This is a genomic window from Mesorhizobium sp. GW821-FHT07A06, from assembly GCF_059419085.1.
The window spans coordinates 236,039-260,342 of sequence record NZ_JBWKRC010000005.1 but is presented as its reverse complement, the minus strand read 5'-3'; the positions used below and the strand labels follow the sequence as shown (position 1 = coordinate 260,342).

At 63.6% G+C, this 24,304-nt stretch carries 21 protein-coding genes; 6 read left to right on the top strand and 15 right to left on the bottom strand.

What is annotated here, in order from left to right; genetic code table 11:
• Window positions 1–141 precede the first annotated feature (141 nt).
• The 10 genes from pyc to AC07SZ_RS18270 form a co-directional block, all read right to left on the bottom strand.
• Window positions 142–3,600, bottom strand: a complete 3,459-nt coding sequence (pyc, locus tag AC07SZ_RS18315; RefSeq protein ID WP_172371895.1) for a pyruvate carboxylase — start codon at window positions 3,598–3,600, stop codon at window positions 142–144.
• A 281-nt stretch (window positions 3,601–3,881) separates the two neighbouring features.
• A complete protein-coding gene (locus AC07SZ_RS18310) occupies window positions 3,882–4,997 on the bottom strand; it encodes a branched-chain amino acid ABC transporter substrate-binding protein (RefSeq protein WP_056575311.1) in 1,116 nt (371 codons plus the stop codon).
• Between the two features lie 137 nt (window positions 4,998–5,134).
• Window positions 5,135–5,482 carry a DUF6867 family protein gene (locus tag AC07SZ_RS18305; protein WP_056575307.1) on the bottom strand — a complete coding sequence of 116 codons (348 nt, stop codon included), beginning with the start codon at window positions 5,480–5,482 and terminating at the stop codon, window positions 5,135–5,137.
• 18 nt (window positions 5,483–5,500) lie between these two features.
• Window positions 5,501–6,229: an ABC transporter ATP-binding protein gene (locus AC07SZ_RS18300; RefSeq protein ID WP_056575304.1), complete on the bottom strand. Its 729-nt coding sequence runs from the start codon at window positions 6,227–6,229 to the stop codon at window positions 5,501–5,503.
• Window positions 6,229–7,749 carry an ATP-binding cassette domain-containing protein gene (locus AC07SZ_RS18295; protein ID WP_246738921.1) on the bottom strand — a complete coding sequence of 507 codons (1,521 nt, stop codon included), beginning with the start codon at window positions 7,747–7,749 and terminating at the stop codon, window positions 6,229–6,231. The genes AC07SZ_RS18300 and AC07SZ_RS18295 overlap by 1 nt, the downstream gene beginning before the upstream one ends.
• Entirely contained in the window at window positions 7,749–9,344 is a 1,596-nt protein-coding gene (gene livM / locus AC07SZ_RS18290; protein ID WP_056575299.1) for a high-affinity branched-chain amino acid ABC transporter permease LivM, read from the bottom strand. The genes AC07SZ_RS18295 and livM overlap by 1 nt, the downstream gene beginning before the upstream one ends.
• 4 nt (window positions 9,345–9,348) lie before the next feature.
• Window positions 9,349–10,251 carry a branched-chain amino acid ABC transporter permease gene (locus AC07SZ_RS18285; protein WP_056575296.1) on the bottom strand — a complete coding sequence of 301 codons (903 nt, stop codon included), beginning with the start codon at window positions 10,249–10,251 and terminating at the stop codon, window positions 9,349–9,351.
• A gap of 335 nt (window positions 10,252–10,586) precedes the next feature.
• On the bottom strand, window positions 10,587–11,588 hold the full coding sequence (locus tag AC07SZ_RS18280) for a 4-hydroxyproline epimerase (RefSeq protein WP_056575294.1): 1,002 nt from the start codon (window positions 11,586–11,588) through the stop codon (window positions 10,587–10,589).
• 15 nt (window positions 11,589–11,603) lie between these two features.
• Entirely contained in the window at window positions 11,604–12,923 is a 1,320-nt protein-coding gene (locus tag AC07SZ_RS18275; protein WP_494915328.1) for an NAD(P)/FAD-dependent oxidoreductase, read from the bottom strand.
• A gap of 63 nt (window positions 12,924–12,986) precedes the next feature.
• Window positions 12,987–13,880 carry a dihydrodipicolinate synthase family protein gene (locus AC07SZ_RS18270; protein WP_056575288.1) on the bottom strand — a complete coding sequence of 298 codons (894 nt, stop codon included), beginning with the start codon at window positions 13,878–13,880 and terminating at the stop codon, window positions 12,987–12,989.
• Window positions 13,881–13,949: 69 nt separating this feature from the next.
• Between AC07SZ_RS18270 and AC07SZ_RS18265 the strand changes: the two genes are divergently transcribed.
• Entirely contained in the window at window positions 13,950–14,642 is a 693-nt protein-coding gene (locus AC07SZ_RS18265; protein ID WP_140776562.1) for a GntR family transcriptional regulator, read from the top strand.
• Between the two features lie 7 nt (window positions 14,643–14,649).
• On the opposite strand, the gene AC07SZ_RS18260 is transcribed toward AC07SZ_RS18265, so the two are convergent.
• Together AC07SZ_RS18260 and AC07SZ_RS18255 are read right to left on the bottom strand one after the other, a co-directional pair.
• Window positions 14,650–14,961, bottom strand: a complete 312-nt coding sequence (locus tag AC07SZ_RS18260; RefSeq protein WP_056575282.1) for a hypothetical protein — start codon at window positions 14,959–14,961, stop codon at window positions 14,650–14,652.
• A gap of 228 nt (window positions 14,962–15,189) precedes the next feature.
• Window positions 15,190–15,513 (bottom strand): winged helix-turn-helix transcriptional regulator, encoded by a 324-nt coding sequence (locus AC07SZ_RS18255; protein ID WP_056576460.1) that lies wholly within the window; start codon window positions 15,511–15,513, stop codon window positions 15,190–15,192.
• A gap of 173 nt (window positions 15,514–15,686) precedes the next feature.
• Here AC07SZ_RS18255 and AC07SZ_RS18250 point away from each other — a divergent pair, with 173 nt between their 5' ends.
• On the top strand, window positions 15,687–16,016 hold the full coding sequence (locus AC07SZ_RS18250) for a nuclear transport factor 2 family protein (RefSeq protein ID WP_056575278.1): 330 nt from the start codon (window positions 15,687–15,689) through the stop codon (window positions 16,014–16,016).
• Window positions 16,013–16,813, top strand: coding sequence for an SDR family oxidoreductase (locus AC07SZ_RS18245; RefSeq protein ID WP_494915327.1), 801 nt, complete (start codon window positions 16,013–16,015; stop codon window positions 16,811–16,813). The genes AC07SZ_RS18250 and AC07SZ_RS18245 overlap by 4 nt, the downstream gene beginning before the upstream one ends.
• 59 nt (window positions 16,814–16,872) lie before the next feature.
• On the opposite strand, the gene AC07SZ_RS18240 is transcribed toward AC07SZ_RS18245, so the two are convergent.
• Window positions 16,873–18,369 (bottom strand): CoA-acylating methylmalonate-semialdehyde dehydrogenase, encoded by a 1,497-nt coding sequence (locus AC07SZ_RS18240; protein ID WP_056575272.1) that lies wholly within the window; start codon window positions 18,367–18,369, stop codon window positions 16,873–16,875.
• 161 nt (window positions 18,370–18,530) lie between these two features.
• Here AC07SZ_RS18240 and AC07SZ_RS18235 point away from each other — a divergent pair, with 161 nt between their 5' ends.
• Window positions 18,531–19,409 carry a LysR family transcriptional regulator gene (locus AC07SZ_RS18235; protein WP_056575270.1) on the top strand — a complete coding sequence of 293 codons (879 nt, stop codon included), beginning with the start codon at window positions 18,531–18,533 and terminating at the stop codon, window positions 19,407–19,409.
• 127 nt (window positions 19,410–19,536) lie between these two features.
• Here the strand turns inward: AC07SZ_RS18235 and AC07SZ_RS18230 are convergent, their stop codons facing one another.
• The gene (locus AC07SZ_RS18230; RefSeq protein ID WP_056575267.1) at window positions 19,537–20,112 is read right to left on the bottom strand and encodes a hypothetical protein; all 576 of its coding nucleotides are present in this window, start codon (window positions 20,110–20,112) and stop codon (window positions 19,537–19,539) included.
• 203 nt (window positions 20,113–20,315) lie between these two features.
• Here AC07SZ_RS18230 and AC07SZ_RS18225 point away from each other — a divergent pair, with 203 nt between their 5' ends.
• Entirely contained in the window at window positions 20,316–20,759 is a 444-nt protein-coding gene (locus AC07SZ_RS18225; protein ID WP_056575264.1) for a phospholipase A2 family protein, read from the top strand.
• Window positions 20,756–22,909 (top strand): phospholipase D-like domain-containing protein, encoded by a 2,154-nt coding sequence (locus AC07SZ_RS18220; RefSeq protein ID WP_494915324.1) that lies wholly within the window; start codon window positions 20,756–20,758, stop codon window positions 22,907–22,909. The genes AC07SZ_RS18225 and AC07SZ_RS18220 overlap by 4 nt, the downstream gene beginning before the upstream one ends.
• A gap of 76 nt (window positions 22,910–22,985) precedes the next feature.
• On the opposite strand, the gene AC07SZ_RS18215 is transcribed toward AC07SZ_RS18220, so the two are convergent.
• The gene (locus AC07SZ_RS18215) at window positions 22,986–24,242 is read right to left on the bottom strand and encodes a D-amino acid dehydrogenase (protein WP_172371890.1); all 1,257 of its coding nucleotides are present in this window, start codon (window positions 24,240–24,242) and stop codon (window positions 22,986–22,988) included.
• Between the last annotated feature and the right edge of the window lie 62 nt (window positions 24,243–24,304).

Below are 24,304 nucleotides of genomic sequence, written 5' to 3'. Positions count from 1 at the left end.
TGTGCCGCGACTCGCAAAGTTGCCGGCAGCGAATTTCAGCGGTTCGATGCCCGACCGGGGGCGGCGGGTCAAGCCGTTATCGAACAGCTCGCCAAGGGCTGCCGACAGAAGCCGACAGCCTGCCCGCGCTTTCGCGAGCCTTCAGTTGAAGGCGATCAGCAGATCCTTGGCATCGATCTGGTCGCCGGCCTTGACCAGCACCTCGGCGACGGTACCGTCGCGCTCGGCATGCAGAGCTGTCTCCATCTTCATGGCTTCGATGGAGAGCAGCACGTCACCCGCCTTCACCGCCTGGCCGGTCGTGACGGAAAGGGCGGAGACCACGCCCGGCATCGGCGCGCCGACATGCGCCTCGTTGCCCGGCTCGGCCTTGCGCCGGGCCTTGGCGGCGGAAGCGCCATGCGCCCGGTCAGGCACCTTCACGCGACGCGGCTGGCCGTTGAGTTCGAAGAACACGGTGACCATGCCCTTCTCGTCGACATCGCCGATGGCGAGGCAACGCACGACCAGCGTCTTGCCTTTCTCGATGTCGATAAAGATCTCGTCTTCGGATTTCATGCCGTAGAAATAGGTTGGCGTCGGCAGGACGCTGACCGGGCCGTAGGTCTCTTGCGCGCCGGCAAAGTCGGTAAAGACCTTCGGATACATGAGCCACGAGGCGAACTCGTATTCCGACAGCTTGCGCTCCAGCTTCTCCTCGATTTCCTTGCGGCTGGCCTTGAGGTCGGCCGGCTTGAGCAGCGATCCGGGCCGCGCCGTGATCGGCTTGTCGCCCTTCAGCGCCTTCTTCTGCAGCGCCGCCGGCCAGCCCCCCGGCGACTGGCCGAGATCGCCGCGCAGCATCGAGACGACCGAGTCCGGGAAGGCGATATCCCTGGCCGGATTCTCGACATCGGCGACAGTCAAGTCCTGGCTCACCATCATCAGCGCCATGTCGCCGACGACCTTGGACGACGGCGTCACCTTGACGATGTCGCCGAACATCAGGTTGACGTCATGATAGGTCTGCGCCACCTCGTGCCAGCGTGTCTCTAGTCCGAGCGAACGCGCCTGTTCCTTGAGGTTGGTGAACTGTCCGCCCGGCATTTCGTGCAGGTAGACTTCCGAAGCCGGCCCTTTCAGGTCGCTTTCGAAGGCGGCATACTGGTTGCGCACCGCTTCCCAGTAGAACGAGATCTTGCGGATCCATTGCGGATCGAGGCCCGGGTCACGCTCGGTGCCCTTCAGCGCCTCGACGATCGACCCCAGGCAAGGCTGCGATGTGTTGCCGGAGAAGGCATCCATCGCCGCGTCGATGGCGTCGACGCCGCTCTCCACCGCCGCCAGCACGGTCGCCGCCGACAGGCCCGACGTGTCATGGGTATGGAAATGGATCGGCAGGTCGGTGGCCTCGCGCAGCGCCTTGAACAGCACGCGCGCCGCCGCCGGCTTCAGCAGCCCGGCCATGTCCTTGACGGCGATGATGTGGGCGCCGGCTGCCTGCAGTTCGCTCGCCAGCCCGACATAATATTTCAGGTCGTACTTGGCCCGCGCCGGGTCGAGAATGTCGCCGGTGTAGCACATCGCCGCTTCGATCAGCTTGCCCTCGGCGCCGACGGCGTCCATGGCGACGCGCATATTCTCGACCCAGTTCAGGCAATCGAAGACGCGGAACAGGTCGATACCGCCGCTCGCCGCCTGCTTGACGAAATGCTGCACGACATTGTCGGGATAGTTGGTGTAGCCAACACCGTTGGCGCCGCGCAGCAGCATCTGCAGCAAAAGGTTGGGGGCCGCCTCGCGCACCAGCGAGAGCCGCTCCCACGGATCCTCGGTGAGGAAGCGCATGGCGACGTCGAAGGTGGCACCGCCCCAGCATTCGAGCGACAGAAGCTGCGGCAGGGCGCGCGCATAGGTGCCGGCGATGCCGGCGATGTCGTGTGTGCGCACGCGCGTGGCCAGCAGCGACTGGTGGCCGTCACGCATCGTCGTGTCGGTGACCAGCACCTCTTTCTGTTCGCGCATCCAGGCGGCGAATTTCTCCGGCCCGAGCACGTCGAGCTTCTGCTTGCTGCCGCCGGGCACATTGCCGTTGAGGTAAGGTACGACCGGTGCGGCCGCATCGGCCTTCGGCATCGGCCGGCCGCGCGTCTCGGGATGGCCATTGACGCTGACATCGGCCAGGTAGTTGAGCAGCTTGGTCGCGCGGTCCTGGCGCTTGACCTGCTGGAAAAGCTCCGGTGTCGTGTCGATGAACTTGGTCGTATAGGAATTGTCCGCGAAGCTCGGGTGGTTGATGATCGCTTCGAGGAAGGTGAGGTTGGTGGCGACGCCGCGGATGCGGAATTCGCGCAGCGCGCGGTTCATGCGGGCAATCGTCTCGGCCGGTGTTGGCGCCCACGCCGTCACCTTCTCCAGCAGCGGATCGTAGAAGCGGGTGATGACCGCGCCTGAATAGGCGGTGCCGCCATCGAGGCGGATGCCGAAGCCGGTGGCACCGCGATAGGCGGTGATGCGGCCATAGTCCGGAATGAAATTGTGCTCGGGATCCTCGGTGGTGATGCGGCACTGCAGGGCATGGCCATTCAGCCTGATGTCCCTCTGCGCCGGCACGCCCGATTGCGGTGTGCCGATGGCGAAGCCGTCGAGGATGTGTATCTGCGCCTTGACGATGTCGATGCCGGTCACCTGCTCGGTGACGGTATGCTCGACCTGGATGCGCGGATTGACCTCGATGAAATAGAATTTTCCGGTATCGGCATCCTGCAGGAACTCGACCGTGCCGGCACCGATATAGCTGGTTTCGCGCGCGATCTTCAGCGCATGGCCGCAAAGCTCCTCGCGCTGCGACATTTCGAGATAGGGAGCGGGCGCCCGTTCGACGACCTTCTGGTTGCGGCGCTGGATCGAGCAGTCGCGCTCGAACAGGTGCACGACATTGCCGTGCGTGTCGCCAAGCACCTGCACCTCGACATGGCGGGCGCGTTCGATCAGCTTTTCGAGATAGACCTCGTCCTTGCCGAAGGCGGCCTTGGCCTCGCGCTTGCCTTCCGTGACTTCGCGGGCGAGATCGGCCTCGGACCGAATGGCGCGCATGCCGCGTCCACCGCCGCCCCACGAGGCCTTCAGCATCACCGGATAGCCGATCTCCTTGGCCAGTTTCTTGACCGCCTCCATATCGTCCGGCAACGGATCCGTGGCTGGGATCACCGGCACGCCGACCTCGATGGCGAGGTTGCGCGCCGCGACCTTGTTGCCAAGGCGGCGCATCGTGTCCGGCTTCGGGCCGATGAAGGTGATGCCGGCTTGCGCGCAGGCTTCGGCGAATTCGGGGCTTTCGGACAGCAGCCCGTAGCCCGGGTGAATGGCATCGGCGCCTGAAAGCCTGGCGACGCGGATCACTTCCTCGATCGACAGATAACTCTCGATCGGCCCCATGTCCTTGTTGAGATGCGGGCCGCGCCCGACCTGGTAGCTTTCGTCGGCCTTGAAGCGGTGCAGCGAATATTTGTCTTCCTCGGCCCAGATCGCCACGGTTTTGAGGCCCAGTTCGTTGGCCGCGCGAAAGACGCGGATGGCGATTTCTGACCGGTTGGCGACGAGGATCTTCGTGATTGCCAAGGACTGGGCTCCAGTAGCGGAAGGGACGGGAAATCGGTGCAATGATTAGCGTGAAAATGCTGCAGTGCAAACAAAATCAATGCTGATTTAAACCGATTTAAATCAATTATCCGGCCAACACTCGCACGCCTTGGCCCGAACCGGCGGAACAAGGGCGACAATTCCAATCCTGGATGCGCTCTGGCCCGGCCAAGAAGAAGGTCATCGGTCGCTGCGGAGCGCCAAAGAAAATGCCCGGCGCAACGCGCCGGGCATCATGGATATCAGACTGCTGGAGCAGCTTATTTCGGGAACCAGGAATACTTTCCGTCGTCCTTCTTCTTCCACTCGTACATGATGTAGCCCGGCAGCTTCGGGTCGCCCTTGGCGTCATAGGCAAGATCGCCCAGAACGGTCGGGTACGGTCCGTTTTCATGCAGTGCCTTGGCAACAGCCTGCGGGTCGTTCGACTTGGCGTTGGTGGCAGCCTCGGCGATCGCCTGCACGGCGGCATAGGCGTAGAGCGTGTAGGCTTCAGGCTCGAAGCCCTGCGCACGGAACTTCTCGACGAGTTCCTTGTTGGCCGGGATCAGGCGCGGGTCGGGGCCGAACGTGTTGAGCGTGCCGGCGACGGCGTCGCCCGCGATCGCGGCAAGTTCGTCGGTGACGATGCCGTCACCCGACATCAGCGTGGCCTTGAGGCCCTGGTCCGCGGACTGGCGGATGATCAGGCCGGCTTCGGTGTGCAGGCCACCCCAGTAGATCAGGGTAACGCCGGCTTCCTTCATCTTGGCGATGAGCGCCGAGAAGTCCTTGTCGCCGACATTGACGCCTTCATACATCACTTCCTTGACGCCGGCGGCATTCATCGCCTTCTTGGTTTCGTCGGCGAGGCCCTGGCCGTAAGGCGTCTTGTCGTGCACGACGGCGACCTTGGCATCCTTGAAATTCGCCGCGATATAGGCGCCGGCGATGCCGCCCTGCTGGTCGTCGCGTCCGCAGGTACGGAACACGTTCCACAGGCCACGCTCGGTGAACTTCGGATTGGTCGCGGCCGGCGTGACTTCGACGATGTTGTTTTCAGCGTAGACTTCCGAGGCCGGGATCGAGACGCCCGAGTTGAAGTGGCCGACCACGAACTTGACGCCGTCGCCGACGAACTTGTTGGCGACCGAGATACCCTGCTTCGGATCGGAGACGTCGTCGCCGACTTCGAGCTTGATCTGCTCGCCATTGATGCCGCCCTTGGCATTGATTGCGGCGACGGCCGCTTCGGCGCCCTTCTGCAGCTGTGCGCCGAAGGCCGCGTTCGGACCGGTGATCGGACCGGCGACGCCGAACAGGACATCAGCCCACGCATTGCCGCTGAACGCGACCAGCGCGGTCAGGGCAACGGCGGACAAAAGTGACTTTTTCATTTAAACGCTCCCATTAACGGAGTGGGCGTGGATGAAGCTTTCATGCGATGCCCACCCTTATCGCAGAAAGCATAGTTTGCCGATTTTCAGGCACTTGTCACGCCGATTCATCCCTGACGCGGCGTTATTGATGAGCCTCAACCTTTCGGTTTCCAGCTCAAGATTGAAGCTCTTTCGTAGAGCCAATTATACTGTGTGACCATCTGGTTGGTTCGTGTGTATTGATAGCCGACGAAGCCCAGTATCATCAGTACGATGGTGTCGACGATATAGTAATGCAGCGAGAACATCGTGCCGTTGAACAGCGCATGGTGGATGAAGCGGATGCCGATGCCGAGCCCGAGCACATAAGCGAACAGCTGGATGAAGCTGCGCCATGTCTGGGCGCTGGCCTTGCCGGTCATCCAGGCTGCCCAGCCGCCGAGCAGGCAGGTGACGAAGAAGAACTGCCAGATCGACGGTTCCTCATAGAGAATGCCTTGCATGGTGAGGACTCCTGAAACTCAGTGATGTCCGCCTTCGAGATAGGCGGCGCGCACTTCCGGATTGGCGAGCAGTTCCTTGCCTGTGCCGCTCATCGTCACATTGCCGTTGACCATGACATAGCCGCGCGTGGCGAGCTTCAGCGCGCCGAAGGCGTTCTGCTCGACGAGGAACACGGTCAGCCCTTGGGTGCGGTTCAATTCGCGGATGGCATCGAATATCTGCTTGACGATCAGCGGCGCCAGCCCCAGCGACGGCTCGTCGAGCAGAAGCAGTTTCGGCCGCGCCATCAGCGCGCGTCCGATCGACAGCATTTGCTGCTCGCCGCCCGACAGCGTGCCGCCGCGCTGGGCGATGCGCTCCTTCAGCCGCGGGAACAACGTGAACACCTTCTCGACGTCCTCGTCATAGTGCTTGAGGTTGTCGAGGCTGGCGCCCATTTGCAGGTTTTCCATCACCGTCATGCGCGGGAAGATGCGCCGGCCTTCGGGTGATTGCGCGATGCGCATGCGCGCGATTTCGTGCGTCGGCATCTGGGTGATGTCCGTGCCGGCGAAGGTGATGGTGCCCGTGCGGGCGCGCGGAGCCCCAAAGATGGTCATCATCAGCGTCGACTTGCCGGCGCCGTTGGCGCCGATCAGCGCCACGATCTCGCCCTCATTGACGGAGACATCGACGCCGTTCAGCGCCCGGATGTTGCCGTAGTAGGTCTCAACGCCCTTGATATCGAGCAGCCTTGTCCCGGCCATTATTTGCCCCCTCCACGCTTGCTCGACACAGGTTTGGCCGCCGCCTTCCCCGAAGCCGCATTTGCGGTCTTCGAAGCCGCACTGGCACTCTTTGCCGAAGCATGGCTGGTCGCCACCTTGCCCGCGTCGACACGGCGCGAGAATTCCGTATCCTTGCCCCGACCGAGCAGCTTGGCCTGCTTGACCCACTCCTCGCGCGCTATGCGCCCGTCGAAGGCGAGATAGGCTTCGGCCGCCTCGACATCGGCCTTCTTCCAGGCGCCGATCTGGTCGAAGTGGAAGATGCCGTGTTCGTTGAGCTTCTTCTCGTTGACCGTGCCGATGCCCTTGATGCGGGTCAGATTGTCCGCCTTGCCGCCGCGAGGGGCGGCAAGGCGGTTCGAAATGCCTTCAGCCTTCGCCGCGGGCGCCTTGGCGGCGGTTTTCTTCGGTGCGGCCTTCGTCGCTCCGGCCTTCGCGGCCGGCCTTGATGGTGTCCCGACCGGTTTGCTCGCCACGGTGGCCGCGCGGGCATCGACCTGCGCCGCCTTCGAGGCGCCCTTCGACACAGTGACGCGCTCGCCGTCGCTGTGTCCGACGGTGTCGGTCACCGGTCCTGCCAGGTAGGACGACGATGTCCCCGGGCCATGCGCGGCATCCGGTCCAATGTCGAGCTGCTCGATGACGTCCTCGTCGCCGACCTCGGTCAGCACGGTCTCGACCTCCTCGTCGTCAACGCCGAGATAGGCGGCGATGACGCGCGGGTCGGTGCGCACCGACTGCGGATTGCCGTCGGAGATCTTGCGGCCGTATTCAAGCACCACGACGTGGTCGGAAATCTGCATGACCACCGACATGTCGTGCTCGATCAGGAGGATCGAGGTGCCGGTCGTATGCTTGATGTCCATCAAGAGTTCATTGAGTGCAGCCGATTCCTTCGGATTGAGGCCGGCCGCCGGCTCGTCGAGGCACAGAAGCTCGGGCCCGGTGCACATGGCACGCGCGATTTCGAGACGCCGCTGCGCGCCGTAGGGCAGGTCGCCGGCCGGATCGTCGGCCCGGTCGACGAGATCGGCCTTCTCGAGCCAGTGCCTGGCCAGGTCCACCGATTCGGCCGAGGCCTTGCGGTAGCCGCTGAAGCCGAACAGGCCCAGGATGGTATAGCCCGATGCCTTCATCAGCTTGTTGTGCTGGGCGACCAGAAGGTTCTCCAGCAGCGTCATGCCCGAGAACAGGCGGATGTTCTGGAAGGTACGCGCCACCTTGGCGCGCGCCGGGATCTCATGGTTGGGCAAACGTTCGAGCAAATAGCTCGAACCGTCGGCACGGTTGAGCGTGATCATGCCTTCCGACGGCTTGTAGAAGCCGGTGATGCAGTTGAACACGGTGGTCTTGCCGGCGCCGTTGGGGCCGATCAGCGCCGTGATCTCGCCGCGCCTGGCGGTGAAGGACAGGTCGCCGATGGCGACCAGGCCGCCGAACTTCATCGACAGATGATCGACCTGCAGGATGGCTTCTTTCATTTGCGTGGTCGCATTCATCAGCCGTGGCCCTCCTTGGTGAAGGAGCTTGAGACAGCTCTTCGTTCCTTGAGGAAGGCGGTTGGTTCACGACTGCCGACGAAGCCGCGCGGCTTCCACAGCATGACGATGACCATGGCCATGCCGAACAGAAGCATGCGGTAGAGTTCCGGGGTGAAATCAGGCCCGAAGACCTGCTTGAGGAAGTCGAGTTCGCGCAGCGCCTCGGTGCCGCCGATCATCACCATCGCGGCGACCGCGATGCCGACCAGCGACCCCATGCCGCCGAGCACGACGATGGCCAGGATGATTGCCGATTCCAGGAAGACGAAGGATTCGGGGCTGACGAAACCTTGCCGCGCGGCGAAGAACGAGCCGGCGAACCCGCCGAACATGGCGCCGGTGGCAAACGCCGTCAGCTTGGTCGTCGTCGTGTTGATGCCGAGCGAGCGGCAGGCGATCTCGTCCTCGCGCAGCGCTTCCCAGGCACGGCCGACAGGCATGCGCCGCAGCCGGATCGTGACGAAGGCGGTGAGCAGCGCCAGCGCCAGGATGAGGTAGTAGAGAAAAATCTTGTAGTAGGCGCTCGAGGTCGCGAGGTGCAGAACCTTGGCGATGTAGTTGGGGTCCGAAACGTTGAAGGTCATCAGGCCAAAGAAGGTGACTTTCGGAATGCCGGAAATGCCGGCCGAGCCGTTGGTGACGTCGCGCCAGTTGATCAGCACCAGGCGGATGATCTCACCGAAGGCCAGCGTCACGATCGCCAGGTAGTCGCCGCGCAGGCGCAGCACCGGGAACCCGAGCAATACCCCCCACAGCGCCGCCATGGCGCCCGCGGCCGGCAGCAGAATCCAGAACGACAGGCCGAAATGCGTGGCGAGCAGCGCATAGGCATAGGCGCCGACCGCGTAGAAGGCGACGTAGCCGAGGTCGAGCAGGCCGGCGAGGCCGACGACGATGTTCAGTCCCCAGGCCAGCATCACATAGATCAGGATCTGGATGCCGAAATTGTCGACCCATTTCAGTGAGCCCTGCAGCCCGGTGGCGACAGACCACGACATAAGCGACAGCACGGCGACGACAAGAATCGGATAGAGCACCAGCGCGGCAATGCCGAGCTTGGTGAAGTTGGCATGGATGAAGCCACGGAAGTAGTAGATCACGCAGGCCAGCGCATAGATGACCGCCAGGGCGCGCAGGAATTGCAGGTAGCCCGCTGGTTCCGCTCCCACCCATCCGGCGAGCGAGCTGTTGAACACGAACAACAGCACCGCCGCGACGATGGCCCCGATGAAGGCCGGCAGCGTGAAGAAACGCGACGCCACGCTGGCCGGCAACAGGCCGGTGGCTACGTTGGCGATCTTCTGGTTGGCCATGAAGGGTTGGCCATAGGCGACATATAGGAAGCGTCCGACCGCGGTCGCGATGACCACGGCGGCGAGCAGGCCCCAGCGCTGCACTACGACCAGTTCGTTGGACATGTTCTGGTCGGTTCTGAGTCCGATGAACAGCACGAACAGGCCAAGCGCGATGGCGCCGGCATAGAAGGCCTCGCGCAATGCGCGCGGCACGGGGTTGGCGACGGTGTCGCGGTCGGGAGAAACGGTCACGGCCATGGTCTCAGACCTTTTCGACTTCTGGCCGGCCCAATATGCCGGAAGGCAGGAAGATCAGCACGATGGCCAGGATCGAGAACGCCGCCACGTCCTTGTAGTCGATCGAGAAATAGGCCGACCACATGCTCTCGATGAAGCCGATCAGCAACCCGCCGAGCACGGCACCGGGAAGCGAGCCGATGCCGCCAAGCACCGCCGCGGTGAATGCCTTCACCCCCGGGACGAAGCCGTCGGAGAAGGCGATGACGCCGTAATACATCAGGAACAGCGTGCCGGCGACGGCGGCAAGGGCCGCGCCCATGATGAAGGTGATCGAGATCGTGCGGTCGACGTCGATGCCGAGCAGCGCGGCCATCTTGCGGTCCTGCTCGCAGGCGCGCTGGGCGCGCCCGAGCGAGGTCCTGTTGACCAGGTACCAGAACAGCACCAGAAGCAGCGCCGTGACGACGACGATGATGATCTGCTTGAGCGACACGCTGACGCCGTTGATGTTGTAGACCTGGCTGACCATCGGCGGGATCGGCTTGTTGCGCGGGCCTTGCGTGACCTGGACGAAGTTTGACAGGGCGATCGACATGCCGATGGCGGTGATCAGCGGCGCCAGCCGGAACGAACCGCGCAGCGGCCGGTAGGCCACCTTCTCGATCGTCCAGTTATAGAGGCTGGTGAGCAGCATCGCCACGATCATCATGACCAGCAGAGCGACGACCACGGGCACCGAATAAAACAGCGCGCCGAGGATGAGGAAGACGATCAGCGCCGTGAAGGCGCCGACCATGAAAATGTCGCCATGGGCGAAATTGATCATGCCGATGATGCCGTAGACCATCGTGTAGCCGATCGCGATCAGCCCATAGATCGATCCCAGCGTCAGCCCGTTGATAAGCTGCTGGACAAAGTACTGCATGTGTACATGGCTCCCCTGGAATGTCGCCCATGCAGACGCATTCCTTTTCGTATTTCCCCTAGTCGTAAAGTTTCGAGCCCGGATTGCAACGTGATTTTTTTGATCGCCCCGCGTGTTTCCGATTCACGTCGTTCCGACCGCCCATTCTTTGCACCCGACCCTGGACTATCGCGGACCCTATCATTGGCATAACGCAATGTCCTTGATGATTCAGACGTATAATGCGCTCCGTTTCGAAGAAACCGCCGTCAAAATTAGGTGATGGGACGAATCGTTGCGTTTCTGACAGCGTTCGTTCTTTTGCCACATACCTTTCCGCAAGGGCAGGATTCCTCCTACTTGACAACAAAACCATGCGCGAACGGATCCCGGTCGTCGATGAAGATCGTGTTCAGTCCGGTCATCCGTGCCCAGCCTCCGATCGAGGGAATGATCGCCGGCTTGCCGGCCACGGTGACCTCCTTTTCGACCTTGCCCTTGAACAGCGAACCGATGATCGATTCATGCACGAAGGCATCGCCGGCCTTCAGCTTGCCCTTGGCATGAAGCTGCGCCATGCGCGCCGAGGTGCCGGTGCCGCACGGTGAGCGGTCGATCGCCTTGTCGCCGTAGAAGACGGCATTGCGGGCATCGGCCCCTTCCACCGTCGGCTCGCCCGTCCACAGCATATGCGAGAGCCGGTTGATGCCGGGGTTTTCCGGATGCACGAAGGTGTATTTCTCGTTGAGCCGTTGCCGCACCACCGGGCTCCAGGCGATAAGGTCGCCGGCCGAATAGTCCGCCATGTCGCGAAAGTTCTTCTGCGGCTCCACGATGGCGTAGAAATTGCCGCCATAGGCGACATCGACGGTGATCTCGCCGAGCCCGGGACATTCGACCGTCAGGCCTTCGGCATGGAGGAACGACGGTACGTTGGTGATGCGCACCTCTTCGACATATTCGCCGACCTGTTTGTATTCGGCGATGACCAGGCCGGCCGGCGTGTCGAGCCTCAGCACACCTGGCGTCTTCGGCTTGATCAGCCCGTGTTCGATCGCCATCGTCACCGTGCCTATGGTGCCGTGGCCGCACATCGGCAGGCAGCCGGAGGTTTCGATGAACAGGATCGCGATGTCGCAATCCTCGCGCGTCGGCGGATAGAGGATCGAACCCGACATCACGTCATGGCCGCGCGGCTCGAACATCAGGCCGGTGCGGATCCAGTCATATTCGGCGAGGAAGTGCGCGCGCCTTTCCATCATGGTCGAGCCGGCGAGCAGCGGGCCGCCGCCGGCGACCAGCCGCACCGGATTGCCGCAAGTGTGGCCGTCGATGCAGAAGAAGGATTTCTTGGCCATGTCGCTCCTCGAAAATCAAAACCGTTGTGGGCTGAAAGGGGCCAGATCAACCGGCGGAGTCTGCCCCAGGACGAGTTCCCGGATCAACCGCCCGGTCGCCGCCGCCTGGGTCAGGCCGAGATGGCCGTGGCCGAAGGCATAGACAGCCGACCGGCCTCCCGCCGCCTTGCCGATGACAGGCACCGAATCCGGCAGTGAGGGCCGGAACCCCATCCATTCGCGGCCGCCGGACGGGTTGAGCCCCGGCAGGAATTGCTGCGCCTTCCGCAACAGCGCTTTCGACCGGTTGAAATTGGGCGGCCGCTCGATACCGCCGAGTTCGACCGCGCCGCCGACGCGCAGGCCCGTTTCGAGCGGCGTGATGACGAAGCCATGGCCCGAGAAGATCAGTTGCCGCCTCACGTCGAAGGCGTTCCGCGGCAAGGTCGTGTTGTAGCCGCGCTCGGTCTCCAGCGGGATGCGGTCGCCGAGCTGCCGTGCCAAGAGATGCGACCAGGCGCCGGCGGCGACGACGAGCTGCCTGGCTTGCCGGCTCGTGCCGTCGGCCAGTGTCAGTGTCGCGCCATCCTGGTCCGTCGCCACGCGGTCGATGCGCGCCATTTCAAAACGGGCACCCCTGGCCTCGGCGTAGGCCCATATCGCCTTGCCGAGCAACTTTGGATCGGCGACCGTCTTCCAGCCCGGCACGAAGGTGCCCTTGATGAAGCGCGGTGAAAGGCCCGGCTGCAGATCCGCCAGACTTTCGCCCTCGACATGGCGGAAGCCGATGCCGAAACGTTCGCGCGCCGCCCAGCCCGGCAGCGAGGCGCGGAACTCGGCCTCGCTTTCATAGAATTCGAGCGAACCATCCTCGCGCAGCATGCGCCTTGTACCGGAACGGTCGAGCAGGCCCATCCATTCCGCTTCGGCGAGCTTCATCATGCCGGCCTGGGCGGCGAGGCTGGCCTCGTATTTCGCCGGTGCGCCGGCGCGCCAGAAGCGGATCAGCCAAGGCAGCAGCTTCGGCAGGTAGGCGGGTGGAATGCTGAGCGGGCCGAGCGGATCGGCCAGCCATTTCGGCAGATTCTTGATCATGCCCTTGTGCGCCAGCGGCAGCACGTCGGAGAAGGCAAAGGCGGCGGCATTGCCGGAACTCGTTTCCTCGCAGATCCCGGTGCGGTCGAAGACCGTTACGTTTCGCCCTGCCTCGGCAAGGAAGGCCGCCGCGCAGATGCCGATGATGCCGCCGCCAATGATGGCGATGTCTTCCGCTTCCCCCCGCTCACGGGGAGAAGGCGCCCGAAGGGGCGATGAGGGGCGGGGCGCCTCGTCTGAAGATTTGGAATTTCCCTGCACGTCGATGCTGCCTCTCCCCTGACCGCGACCATCTTCCCCCGGTGAACAGGGAGAAGAAAGCCCTCAGAACCGCGGCAGCTTCGGACGAACCGCCAGAGCGTCCTTGATGATCTTCTCGACCGCCTTGCGGCGCTCGCCCGACAGGGGCTGGCGCGGCATGCGCACACGGTCATTGGTGTTGATGGCGAAGACTTCCGCGAGCTTGATGTTCTGCACCAGATAGGTCGAGACGTCGAGGTCGAGCAGCGGCCGGAACCAGCGGTAGATGGCGAGTGCCTCCTCGCGGCGGCCCTGCTTCATCAGCTGATAGATGGCGACGGTCTCGCGCGGGAACGCGGTGACCAGGCCGGCCACCCAGCCGATGGCGCCGACCGACAGTGCCTCGAAAGCCAGATTGTCGACGCCGGTGAACAGGTCGTAGCGGCTGCCCAGGCGGTTGATGATCTCGGTCGAGCGGCGGATGTCGTCGGAGGATTCCTTGATGGCGACGAAGCGCTTGTCGGATGCCAGCTCCTCCATCTGATCGACGGTAACGTCGACACGGTAGGCAAGGCGGTTGGAATAGATCATGACCGGCAGGTCGCCAGCTTCGGCGACGGCGCGCAGCGCCGCGACCGTCTCTTCCGCATTGGTATGGTAGATCGGGCTCGGCACCACCATCAGGCCGTTTGCGCCTTCCTTGGCGGCGCGCTTGGCGATGCTGGCCGCCTCGCGTGTACCCGCCTCGTTGACCGTCAGCAGCACCGGCTTCTTGCCGGCGACTTTCTGCGCGGTCTTCAGCACCTCGATCTTCTCGTCATGCGACAGCATCGGCCCTTCGCCGAGCGAGCCGCAGACGATGATGCCATCGCAGCCGGCCTCCATCTGCAGGTTGAAGCAGCGCTCCATCTCGGCGTGATCGAGCCGATCGTCGGCGGTGAACTTGGTCGTGACTGCGGGGAAAACTCCGGTCCACATAGCTATCTCTCCATCTGATATATCAGTCGTATATCTATTAAGAAAGCCGCTGTCAATGCGGAATCCATTATGATATATTCTAGATATATCAGGAGACCGCCTTTGATATCCATCGAACCAGGATCGACATCCGAGCCGGCCGCGACAAAGGCCTACCGCGTGCTCGAGCATATGATCGTCACGCTCGAGCTGGCGCCTGCCAGCTTCGTCACCGAGGGCGCGCTCATCGAAAGGCTGGCGCTCGGCCGCACGCCGGTGCGCGAAGCGATCCAGCGGCTGGCCTGGGAAGGGCTGCTCGACGTCAGGCCACGCGCCGGCATCGCGATCGCACCGCTGCATCCCGGCGACTGGTTACGCGTTCTTGACGCCCGGCGCGGCGTCGAGGTGGTGCTTGCCCGCTCGGCCGCACGCTTCGTCACCCGCGAGGCCGCCGACCTGTTTCACGAGGCGGCGCTGGCCATGCAGAAGGCGGTCATATCAGGCAATGTGCTTGCCTTCATCCAGGCCGACAAGGCGCTCGACGAAGCCCTGGCGCTGGCCGCCGACAATCCGTTCGCCGCCCGCCTGGCCGCGCCCCTGCAGACCCACAGCCGCCGCTTCTGGTTCCGCTACAAGGCGGATACGGGCCTGGCCGAGTCAGCCGAGCATCACGTCGCGCTGATCCGCTCGATCCTGGACGGCGACGAGGAGGCCGCGGCCAAGGATGCCAAGCGGCTCATGGCTCTGCTGCGCGGCCATGCCGAGACGGCGGCGACGCGCTGAACGGCGATCAGATCCCTTGCGCGGCGGCCATGGCGGTATTCTCCCATCCATCACCGGTCGCGAAGATACAGCTTCGGCCGTTCACATCGGTCACCAGCATGGACCAGGTCCCGCTCGCCGAAACATAGATCTCGACAATGGCGGCCTGGCCGACAACACCGTAGCCGATCTGCTTCTGTTGAAAGGCCCGCGCCAGTCCCGCGACGAGGTCGCTGTGGCCGCCGCAGATAAACTGCGCCTGCGCCGACAGCGTCGACAGCGCCAGCGCGGCGCCGATCACGGCTATCCTGATCCATCGAAATGAAAATTCGTGTGCCATTTGGCACCTCCTTCGCCTTGGCGTTCCGGCAAAGGGAGGCACATGGGGCAGCCTCAATTCACCGGAACGCTCCAGGCCGGATTCGACGTCTTCATCACGTCACTCCTTCTGGTTTCCGGTCTGTCGTCAGGGACCTTTATCATTCCCTGGAATCGATATGGTGAGGTCCCGATCCGAAAACAAGCGTCATTTCGGAGCTCGCGGCGCATTGCAGGCCGGCGACCTGCGTCAAGCTTCCGCAGGGTCGCGGAGTGCCGCCCATTTCAACAAGGCGTCGAGGGCCGGGCACAGGGCCTGGCCCCAATCGGTCAGGCAGTACTCGACCTTTGGCGGCACCTGGTGGTGCACGATACGGCGCACGATGCCGTCGCTCTCCATCTGTCGCAACTGCTGGATCAGCATTTTCTGCGAGATCGCCGGGATAGCCCGTTCGAGGTCGGAAAAGCGCAGCACCTTGCCGCCGAACAGGTGAAACAGGATCACCAGCTTCCAGCGGCCCTCGAGGATACGCAGCACATTCTCGACGCCGCTCGCCGCCGACAACGGCGTCAGCGTCTCGGACTTGCTTTCGGTCACAACCTTGCTTTCGGGCCCAACCTTACTTTCGGGTAAGTACCTTACTTTTTCGTCGGTTCTTGTCATTTCACCAGCATATCTCATTTTAGAAGCCGGACAAGCGCCGCCAGCCTCCGCCAGCGGCGGCAACCCGCACCGGAGACGACACCATGACCGCAAACCTTCCGCAGCCGCTGGCCAACTATTTCGCCGCCAAGAACAGGCATGACATCGATGCCATGCTGGCGCCCTTCGCGTCCGACGCCACGGTCAAGGACGAAGGCGAAACCCATCGGGGTCCGGCCGCCATCCGCGGCTGGATGGAGGAGACGACACGCAAATACCGGGTGACCGTCGAGGTCGCCGACGCGACGGTCCGTGGCGATGCATGGCGGATCGCCGGCATCGTCTCAGGCAATTTCCCAGGCAGCCCTGCGACGCTCCACTATGTCTTCACGCTGGCCGGCGACCGGATCGCGCGGCTGGAGATCGGCGCATGACCATCGTCCAGAAATTTGCGTTCGACGACCGGGAATTTGCCGGGAAACGCGTTCTGGTCACCGGCGGCACCAAGGGCACCGGCGAAGCCATCGTGCGCAGGCTTTCGGCGGCAGGCGCGATCGTTCTTACCACTGCCCGCTCAGCGACCGAAGCATCATCGCAGAAGCTGTTCGTGCAGGCCGATGTGAGTACCTTGGCGGGTACCGAGACAGTGGCCGCGGCTATAATGAAGCAGCTTGGTGGCATCGACATCATCGTGCACAGCGTCGGCGGTTCGAAGAGCCCCGGCGGCGGATTTGCCGGATTGACCGATCAGCTCTGGCAGGACGAGCTCAGCCTCAATCTGCTCGCGGCGGTGCGGCTCGATCGCTTGCTGATTCCCGGCATGATCGAGCAAGGCGCGGGCGTGATCATTCACATATCGTCGATCCAGCGCCGCCTGCCGCTGCACGAATCCACCATCGCCTATGCGGCGGCCAAGGCAGCCCTTTCAACCTACAGCAAGGCGTTGTCCAAGGAACTTGGCCCGAAAGGCATCCGGGTCAACAGCGTGGCCCCGGGCTGGATCCACACCAGCGCATCGGAAGCCATGGTGAAGCGGCTGGCATCCCACTCGGGTTCGGATGAGGCAACCGCCCGCCAGGGCATCATGGATGCGCTGGGCGGCATCCCGATCGGCCGGCCGGCATGGCCGCAAGAGGTCGCCGAACTGGTGGCTTTCCTCGTCTCCGACCGCGCCTCGGCGATCCACGGCACCGAATACGTCATTGATGGCGGCACGATTCCAACGGTGTGATGTCATGCAAAAAGGGCGCGACAAAAGCCGCGCCCTGATCGTGAAACAGACATCAGACCTTAGTTCATCGTCGGGATGACGAATTCCGCGCCGTCCTTGATACCGGACGGCCAGCGCGAGGTCACCGTCTTGGTCTTGGTGTAGAAGCGGAAGGCGTCCGAGCCATGCTGGTTGAGGTCGCCGAAGGACGACGCCTTCCAGCCGCCGAACGTGTAATAGGCGATCGGCACCGGGATCGGCACGTTGACGCCGACCATGCCGACCTGGACACGGCTTGCGAAGTCACGCGCGGCGTCGCCGTCGCGGGTGAAGATGGCGACGCCATTGCCCATTTCGTGGTCGTTGGCGAGCTTGATCGCGCTCTCATAGGTCGGGGCGCGCACCACCGAGAGCACCGGCCCGAAGATCTCTTCCTTATAGATGCGCATGTCTGCCGTGACGTTGTCGAAGAGGCAGCCGCCCATGTAGTAGCCGTTCTCGTAGCCCTGCATCTTGAAGCCGCGGCCGTCGACGACCAGCTTGGCGCCTTCCTTGACGCCGGTGTCGACATAACCCTTCACGCGCTCCAGCGCCTGCGCCGTCACCAGCGGGCCGAAATCGGCGGCCGAATCCGTCGACGGGCCGACCTTCAGGCTTTCGACACGTGGAACCAGCTTCTCCATCAGCCTGTTGGCGGTATCGTTGCCGACCGGAACCGCGACCGAGATCGCCATGCAGCGTTCGCCGGCCGAGCCGTAGCCGGCGCCGATCAGCGCGTCGACGGTCTGGTCCATGTCGGCGTCGGGCATGATGATCATGTGATTCTTGGCGCCTCCGAAGCACTGCACGCGCTTGCCGGCGGCCGTGCCGCGCGAATAGATGTAATGCGCGATCGGCGTCGAGCCGACGAAGCCGACGGCCTTGATGTCGGGATCGTCGAGGATGGCGTCGACGACTTCCTTGTCGCCGTTGACGACGTTGAGGATGCCTGCCGGCAGCCCAGCCTCGAGGAACAATTCGGCGATGCGGATCGGCACGCCCGGATCACGCTCGGACGGCTTCAGGATGAAGGCGTTGCCGCATGCAATCGCAGGCGCGATCTTCCACAGCGGGATCATCGCCGGGAAGTTGAACGGCGTGATGCCGGCGACGACGCCGAGCGGCTGGCGCATCGAATAGACATCGATGCCGGGGCCGGCGCCATCGGTGAACTCGCCCTTCATCATATGCGGCGCGCCGATGCAGACCTCCACCACTTCAAGGCCGCGCTGGATGTCACCCTTGGCGTCGGCGATCGTCTTGCCGTGCTCGCGCGCCAGTATGTCGGCCAGTTCGTCATAGTCGCGGGCGACCAGTTCGAGGAATTTCATCAGCACGCGCACGCGACGCTGCGGGTTGGTGGCGGCCCATTTCGGCTGCGCCGCCTTGGCATTCTCGACCGCCGCGCGCAGTTCCGCCTGCGAGGCCAGCGCCACCGTGCCGCGCACGGAGCCGTCCATCGGCTGCATGACATCCTGCTTGCGGCCGCTGGTGCCGGCGACACGCTTGCCGCCGATGAAATGACCGTATTCGATCATGATTTCTCTCCCTGGGTTTGTGATGCCGCATTGTCCGCCTTTGCGGGGGCGAAGGCAACGCGAGGGAGAACGCAACCGTTGTGCGAAAATTAGATATCGATTGACGACCGCGCATCAATTCTCGCAAATAGCGGCCGCAAGACATCTCCTGAGGGCTTCCCATGAACTGGGATGACGTCCGCATCTTCCTCGCCGTCGCCCGCGCCGGCCAGATCCTTGGCGCCGCCAGGCGGCTGGAGCTCAACCACGCCACCGTCTCGCGGCGCATCGCCGCGCTCGAAGACGCGCTGCGCACAAAGCTGTTTCGCCGCCTGACCACCGGCAGCGAACTGACGCCCGCCGGCGAGCGCTTCCTCGATATTGCCGAGCGCATGGAGGGCGACATGATCGCCGCGCGCTCGACCATTGCCGGCGAGGACGACGTTTCGGGCACGGTGCGCATCGGAGCACCGGACGGCTTCGGCGTCGCCTTCCTGGCCAGGCGCCTCGGCGAACTGACCGCACTGCATCGCGAACTGACGATCCAACTCGTGCCGGTCCCGCGTTCCTTCTCCCTGTCCCGGCGCGAGGCCGACATCGCCATCACCGTCGAGCGGCCGACGGAGGGCCGGCTGGTGGCCGGAAAGCTGGTTGACTATTCGCTCGGCCTGTTTGCGTCGCGGGCCTATGCCGATTCCAATGGTCTGCCCAGGACCGCGGCCGAACTCGGCCAGCACACGCTCATCGGCTATGTTCCGGATCTTATCGTCAGCCCATCGCTCGACTACGCGGCCGAGTTCAGCGCCGACTGGCGCACCAGCTTCGCCATTTCCTCCGCCCTCGGCCAGGCCGAAGCGGTGCGCTCGGGCGCCGGCATCGGCATCCTGCACACATTCGTCGCGCGTTCGATGCCGGAACTGGTGGCGGTCGATGTGGTGGCGCCCATCCGCCGCGCCTATTGGCTGGTCTATCACGAATCGGTCAGGCCGCTGCGTCGCATCCAGATCGTCGCCAGCTTCATCACCAAGGCGGTTGAGCGAGAAAGAAGCCTCTTCCAGTGAAACAATTCCAGGAAAGCGGCTTTCCCTGGCAAAAGCGCGTAGCGCTTTCCCCAGGGAATTGCGTCAAAGCAGAAATCTGCAGCGGCTCGGCGCTTCCCTGAAACGATAGACCGCCGCAGAAGCGCCGTCAGGGGCCATCGAGAATGAACGAGCCCGCCACCCGTTCGGCCTCATCGGCCAGCGGTGCCCATTTCTGCTTGGTTTGCTCGACAGTGTCGCCCGTGAGCCCACACGTCACGAGGCCGAAGTGCATGCCGCGGATCGAAAGCACGACCTTGGCGTGGCCAGGGAAACCGGCGTTGCCGTCGTCGATCCGGAAATCCATGTCGGCCATGCGTGCCGGATAGCCATCCGGGAACCGTATCAACTTGTCGCTGCTGAAAACGGCCGAGTCGAAGGCGGCTCCGACCATCTCCTGCCAGGCTTCCCCTGACCATTCCGTTTCCATGAATGCCTTGGGATCGGCCGGCGAGCCGGACGCCTGCGGGTCGTAGCGGCCGACCGATACCCGACAGGTAAGGCCCTGGTCGCCGGACTTTACCTTCAGCCGCATCGTCTCGCCGGAAGGCGGCTCGTTGGTCCATTCCTCCGGAAAAGTCAGCGAGAATCCGTTGTCGTGGTCATGGACGGTCTTGTCGGCGGCATTGGCCGCCGACACAAAGAACAGCAACGCGACAGCCATGGCCGGAAAGCCGATACGCATCACTGGTGCTCGCAAGATACCACGACGTGATTTGCGCCTTGACTAAGGCAGGTATGCGGCCGCGACAATAACACGGCAAGGTGAAACACGCCGCCTTTTCCTTGCCATAAAACCGACCAGTGTGGCATCAGGCATGCGGTCGTCGGCCACGAGGCAGGGCCACCGGGTGGGGAACATCGTTCAGAAAGCTGGCGCGGATAAAAATGCGAGCCGTTCTTGCCATCCTGCCGCTGGTTTTCGTCTCGGCCTGCGCCAATCCATGGACGAAGGTGCCGGAAGCCCAATTGCCCAAACCGATCCGCTACGTCATGGCCCGGCCCTCGCCTTTCGTTATCGGCAATTACTGCGGCCCCGGTACCCGCACCGGCGATCTGTCGGCCCGGCCGGTCAACCGCCTCGATGCGGTGTGCCGGACCCATGACGCCTGCTACATCGCCCGTCACAATCACTGCGACTGCGACGGCGCTCTCGTCGCCTCGGCCAGGACGATCCGCGACGACAAGACGGCGCCCCGCAAGATGCGCGATGAGGCGGAATTGCTGATCGCGACTTTCGCCATCCCCATCTGCAAGGTTTTTCCGCAGGGCTTCATGCCGCCGCGCGACCCGGCGCAGTTGAACGGCATGAAGACCGGAGCCGCCGGTTGAATCGCCGCATACCCATCATCCTTGCCCTGTTCGGATTGGCGGCTCTTGCCGGCTGTGCCGAGGCAGGCCGCGATGCCTGCGACCTCCTGCCTGGGCAGGAAACCTGCACACCGCCCTCGCCGTCGGCCAGCACGCCCGGGCCACAGGTGGCAGCGTCGCGGTTTTTCGGCGATGCAGGCACCAACGACTATGAAAGACGGTTCCTGGCACTGCTCGCCCACAACCAGCTTGGCGCCATGGATCGCGCCAACGGCACCGGCCCTTTCGGGCGCAACCGCCGCGATGTCCAAAATCGCGATTTCCAGGCGACCTATTCGACGCTGCAGCAACTGGCCGAACCGGTCGCCAAGGCGCATCTGCTGCCAGCCGGCGGCGGCAGCGGCGAAGGCCATTTCGCCGGACGCTGGCGGATGTCCCGGCAGACGCTCTACATCGATCCGTCCGCGCGCGCCTCGGCACCCAGGACTTTCGATTTCTCCGGCCTGCAGGCACGCAGCACCGAAATCATTGTGCGCCAGGCCGGCAAGCAGCCTGCCGACATCGAGAGCACCTGCGACGGCGCATTGGCGATCCGGACCGCTGGAGCCTCCCGCACCATCACCGCCGGCGCGGCATTCCGCTTTCGCCTGTCGGGCGAGGACGATGCGGTCAGCCTGTTTCCTGGCGACAGCCTGAGCCGCTGCACGGCGAGGATCCGCTCCAGCCTTGACCCGGCGGGCGCTCCGCTTACCATCCGGCGCGAAGAGACCGCCGATCCAGCACTCGCCAGCTTCGACAGCCGCTACCAGCGTTGCCCGGTTCCCGACAGCGCCGGCCTCGACGCGCTTGAGCGCGCCTTCTATGCCAGCCGCTGGCTGTCGCAGACCTGCGCCATGCCGATCGGCGCGCCCAAGCTGCTGCGCAAGTCGCGCGAGGGCTTCAACGCCAAGGTCGAGGCGCTGATGGGCGCGCCGCTGTCCGATGCGGCGATAGACAAGGGCGACCCGGAACTGCCGCTCGATTTCTCCAGGGCGCCAAGGCTGAAGCTGATCTATCTGTCCTCGCTTGAATTCAAGGCGGACTTTTCCGGCCGCATCATCGAACGGTTGATCCGCCATCATGCGGCCCTTGGCACCAAGGTGCGCATCATGGTCACCGATGTGCTGGAACGCAACAAGGACGATGCCATGCTGCACCGGCTGGCGGCTGAGTTCCCCAACGTCCAGCTACAGGAATACCGCTGGCGCGCCGATCATGGCGCCCCGATCGACGAGCAGATATCGCAACTGCACAAGACCCATCACATCAAGATGCTGGCGACGCTGGCGCAGGACCCCGCGCGCTCGCGCGTCATCATAGGCGGCCGCAACATCCATGACGGCTTCCTGTTCCACCAGCCGATCGATCTGTCGCGCTATCCGGACCTGCAGCAATACGGCAAGACCGACGGCTTTTCGCTGAACTACTATTCGAACTGGAGCGACTTCGACATCGAGTTCGCGGACAGGCCGACGGTCGAGACACTCGCCGCGCATCTGTCGACAATATGGCTGCGCGATGCCGACACCAATCTGGCCCGCCCCTTCTCCGTCCCGGTTCGCGCCGATGGCCGCCCCCGGGGCAACGCCCGGCATTTCATTTCCGTGCCCTATGAGGACGACCATGCGCTGGAGGATTATTTCGTCGAGCTGGTCGACGCCGCCCAGCACCATATCCAGATCGTCAACCCCTACCTCAATCTGACGCCGAGCCTCGCCCGAGCCTTTGACCGGGCACTCGCCCGCGGCGTCAAGATCGACATTGTCGGCCGCATCGATCTCAAGGGCGATATCGGCGGCAAGTTTCTCACCGCGCTCAACAAGCTGTTTGTCGAGAAATATGGCGACCGCATCGACATACGCGAGTTCAAGGCGCCGGATGTGGTGCTGCATTCCAAGATCATGATGATCGACGAAAGGCTGGTCGCCATCTCCTCGGTCAACCTCAACAACCGCAGTTTCTTCCACGATTCAGAGAACGGCATGATGGTGCTCGATCCCGCCTTCTATGTCAGGATGAAGCCGATCTATGACGACTATCTCGCCCACTCGAACCCGGTTTCCACCGAGGTGACGATCCCCTGGGCCTACCGGCTGCTGTTCGACGAGGCCTGGGTCAGGCAGGCGTTCTGATCCAATTCCAGGAAAAGTGTGAAGCGGTTTTCCGTCCGGAATTGCATCCACCCAACATGCCGAAGGAAGCCCGCTCCTATTTCAGGTAGCGTTCCTGCGCCAGCGCACGGGCATCGATCTCGGGCACCCGGTTCGACATGATGTCGGCCAGCACCTTGGCCGAGCCGCAGGCCATGGTCCAGCCGAGCGTGCCATGGCCGGTGTTGAGATAGAGATTGGAAAGCTCGGTGCGGCCGATCAGCGGTGGCCCATCCGGTGTCATCGGCCGCAGACCGCACCAGAAGGTCGCCTCGCGCATGGCGCCGGCGCCTGGAAAGAGATCGCCGACCGAATGTTCGAGCGTGCGGCGCCGCGATTCATGCAGCCTGAGGTCGAAGCCGGAGATCTCGGCCGTGCCGCCGACGCGGATGCGGTCGCCCAGCCGGGTGATCGCCACCTTGTAGGTTTCGTCCATCACCGTCGACACAGGCGCCAAGTCGGCATCCTTGATCGGCACGGTGATCGAGTAGCCCTTGACCGGATAGACCGGGATCGACCGCTTCATGCGACGCATGAAGCCCGCCGAGTAGCTGCCCAGCGCCATCACATAGGCGTCGGAGGCCTTGAAACCCTTGCTGGTGCTGAGGTTGGCGATGCGGTTACGGCTGCGGATGACGCGGTATATCGTCGTGTCGTACTCGAACTTCACGCCCCGCGCCACGCATAGTTCCGTCAATTTGTCGGTGAACATCTTGCAGTCGCCGGTCTCGTCATGCGGCAGCCGCAGCCCTCCGACGAATTTCTCACGCACGCCGGCCAGCGCCGGTTCCGCCGCGATGCAGCCCTCCGGGTCGAGGATTTCGTAGGGCACGCCATATTTCTTCAGCACATCGACGTCGCCCGCCGTGCCATCAAGCTGCTTTTGCGTGCGGAACAGCTGCAGCGTGCCCTGGGTCCGCTCGTCGTAGGTGATGCCGGTCGCCTCGCGCAGCGCCTTCAGCGTGTCGCGGCTGTATTCGGCCAGCGGCACCATGCGCGACTTGTTGACCGCATAGCGCTCGGCCGTGCAGTTGCGCAGCATCTTGACCAGCCAGGTCCACATATGCGGATCGAAAGCCGGCCGCACCACCAGCGGACCATGCTTCATCAACAGCCATTTGATCGCCTTGAGCGGAATGCCGGGCCCGGCCCAGGGCGAGGCATAACCGGGCGAAATCTCACCGGCATTGGCAAAGCTGGTCTCCAGTGCCGGGCCTTTCTGGCGATCGATCACCGTCACCTCATGGCCAGCCTCGGCGAGATAGTAGGCCGTGGTCACCCCGATGACGCCACTTCCCAGCACCATGATCTTCATCGTTCACTCCTTGCGCGCCGCGCGTCCCCAAGACGCCCGTGGTCGCGACCGCATTTCTCGAT

Coding starts and splice junctions, on each gene's coding strand:
- AC07SZ_RS18310 (WP_056575311.1), bottom strand. CDS start 4,997: ATGAAAAAGTCACTTTTGTCCGCCGTTGCCCTGACCGCGCTGGTCGCG.
- AC07SZ_RS18305 (WP_056575307.1), bottom strand. CDS start 5,482: ATGCAAGGCATTCTCTATGAGGAACCGTCGATCTGGCAGTTCTTCTTC.
- AC07SZ_RS18300 (WP_056575304.1), bottom strand. CDS start 6,229: ATGGCCGGGACAAGGCTGCTCGATATCAAGGGCGTTGAGACCTACTAC.
- AC07SZ_RS18295 (WP_246738921.1), bottom strand. CDS start 7,749: ATGAATGCGACCACGCAAATGAAAGAAGCCATCCTGCAGGTCGATCAT.
- livM (WP_056575299.1), bottom strand. CDS start 9,344: ATGGCCGTGACCGTTTCTCCCGACCGCGACACCGTCGCCAACCCCGTG.
- AC07SZ_RS18285 (WP_056575296.1), bottom strand. CDS start 10,251: ATGCAGTACTTTGTCCAGCAGCTTATCAACGGGCTGACGCTGGGATCG.
- AC07SZ_RS18280 (WP_056575294.1), bottom strand. CDS start 11,588: ATGGCCAAGAAATCCTTCTTCTGCATCGACGGCCACACTTGCGGCAAT.
- AC07SZ_RS18270 (WP_056575288.1), bottom strand. CDS start 13,880: ATGTGGACCGGAGTTTTCCCCGCAGTCACGACCAAGTTCACCGCCGAC.
- AC07SZ_RS18265 (WP_140776562.1), top strand. CDS start 13,950: ATGATATATTCTAGATATATCAGGAGACCGCCTTTGATATCCATCGAA.
- AC07SZ_RS18260 (WP_056575282.1), bottom strand. CDS start 14,961: ATGGCACACGAATTTTCATTTCGATGGATCAGGATAGCCGTGATCGGC.
- AC07SZ_RS18250 (WP_056575278.1), top strand. CDS start 15,687: ATGACCGCAAACCTTCCGCAGCCGCTGGCCAACTATTTCGCCGCCAAG.
- AC07SZ_RS18245 (WP_494915327.1), top strand. CDS start 16,013: ATGACCATCGTCCAGAAATTTGCGTTCGACGACCGGGAATTTGCCGGG.
- AC07SZ_RS18240 (WP_056575272.1), bottom strand. CDS start 18,369: ATGATCGAATACGGTCATTTCATCGGCGGCAAGCGTGTCGCCGGCACC.
- AC07SZ_RS18235 (WP_056575270.1), top strand. CDS start 18,531: ATGAACTGGGATGACGTCCGCATCTTCCTCGCCGTCGCCCGCGCCGGC.
- AC07SZ_RS18230 (WP_056575267.1), bottom strand. CDS start 20,112: ATGCGTATCGGCTTTCCGGCCATGGCTGTCGCGTTGCTGTTCTTTGTG.
- AC07SZ_RS18225 (WP_056575264.1), top strand. CDS start 20,316: ATGCGAGCCGTTCTTGCCATCCTGCCGCTGGTTTTCGTCTCGGCCTGC.
- AC07SZ_RS18215 (WP_172371890.1), bottom strand. CDS start 24,242: ATGAAGATCATGGTGCTGGGAAGTGGCGTCATCGGGGTGACCACGGCC.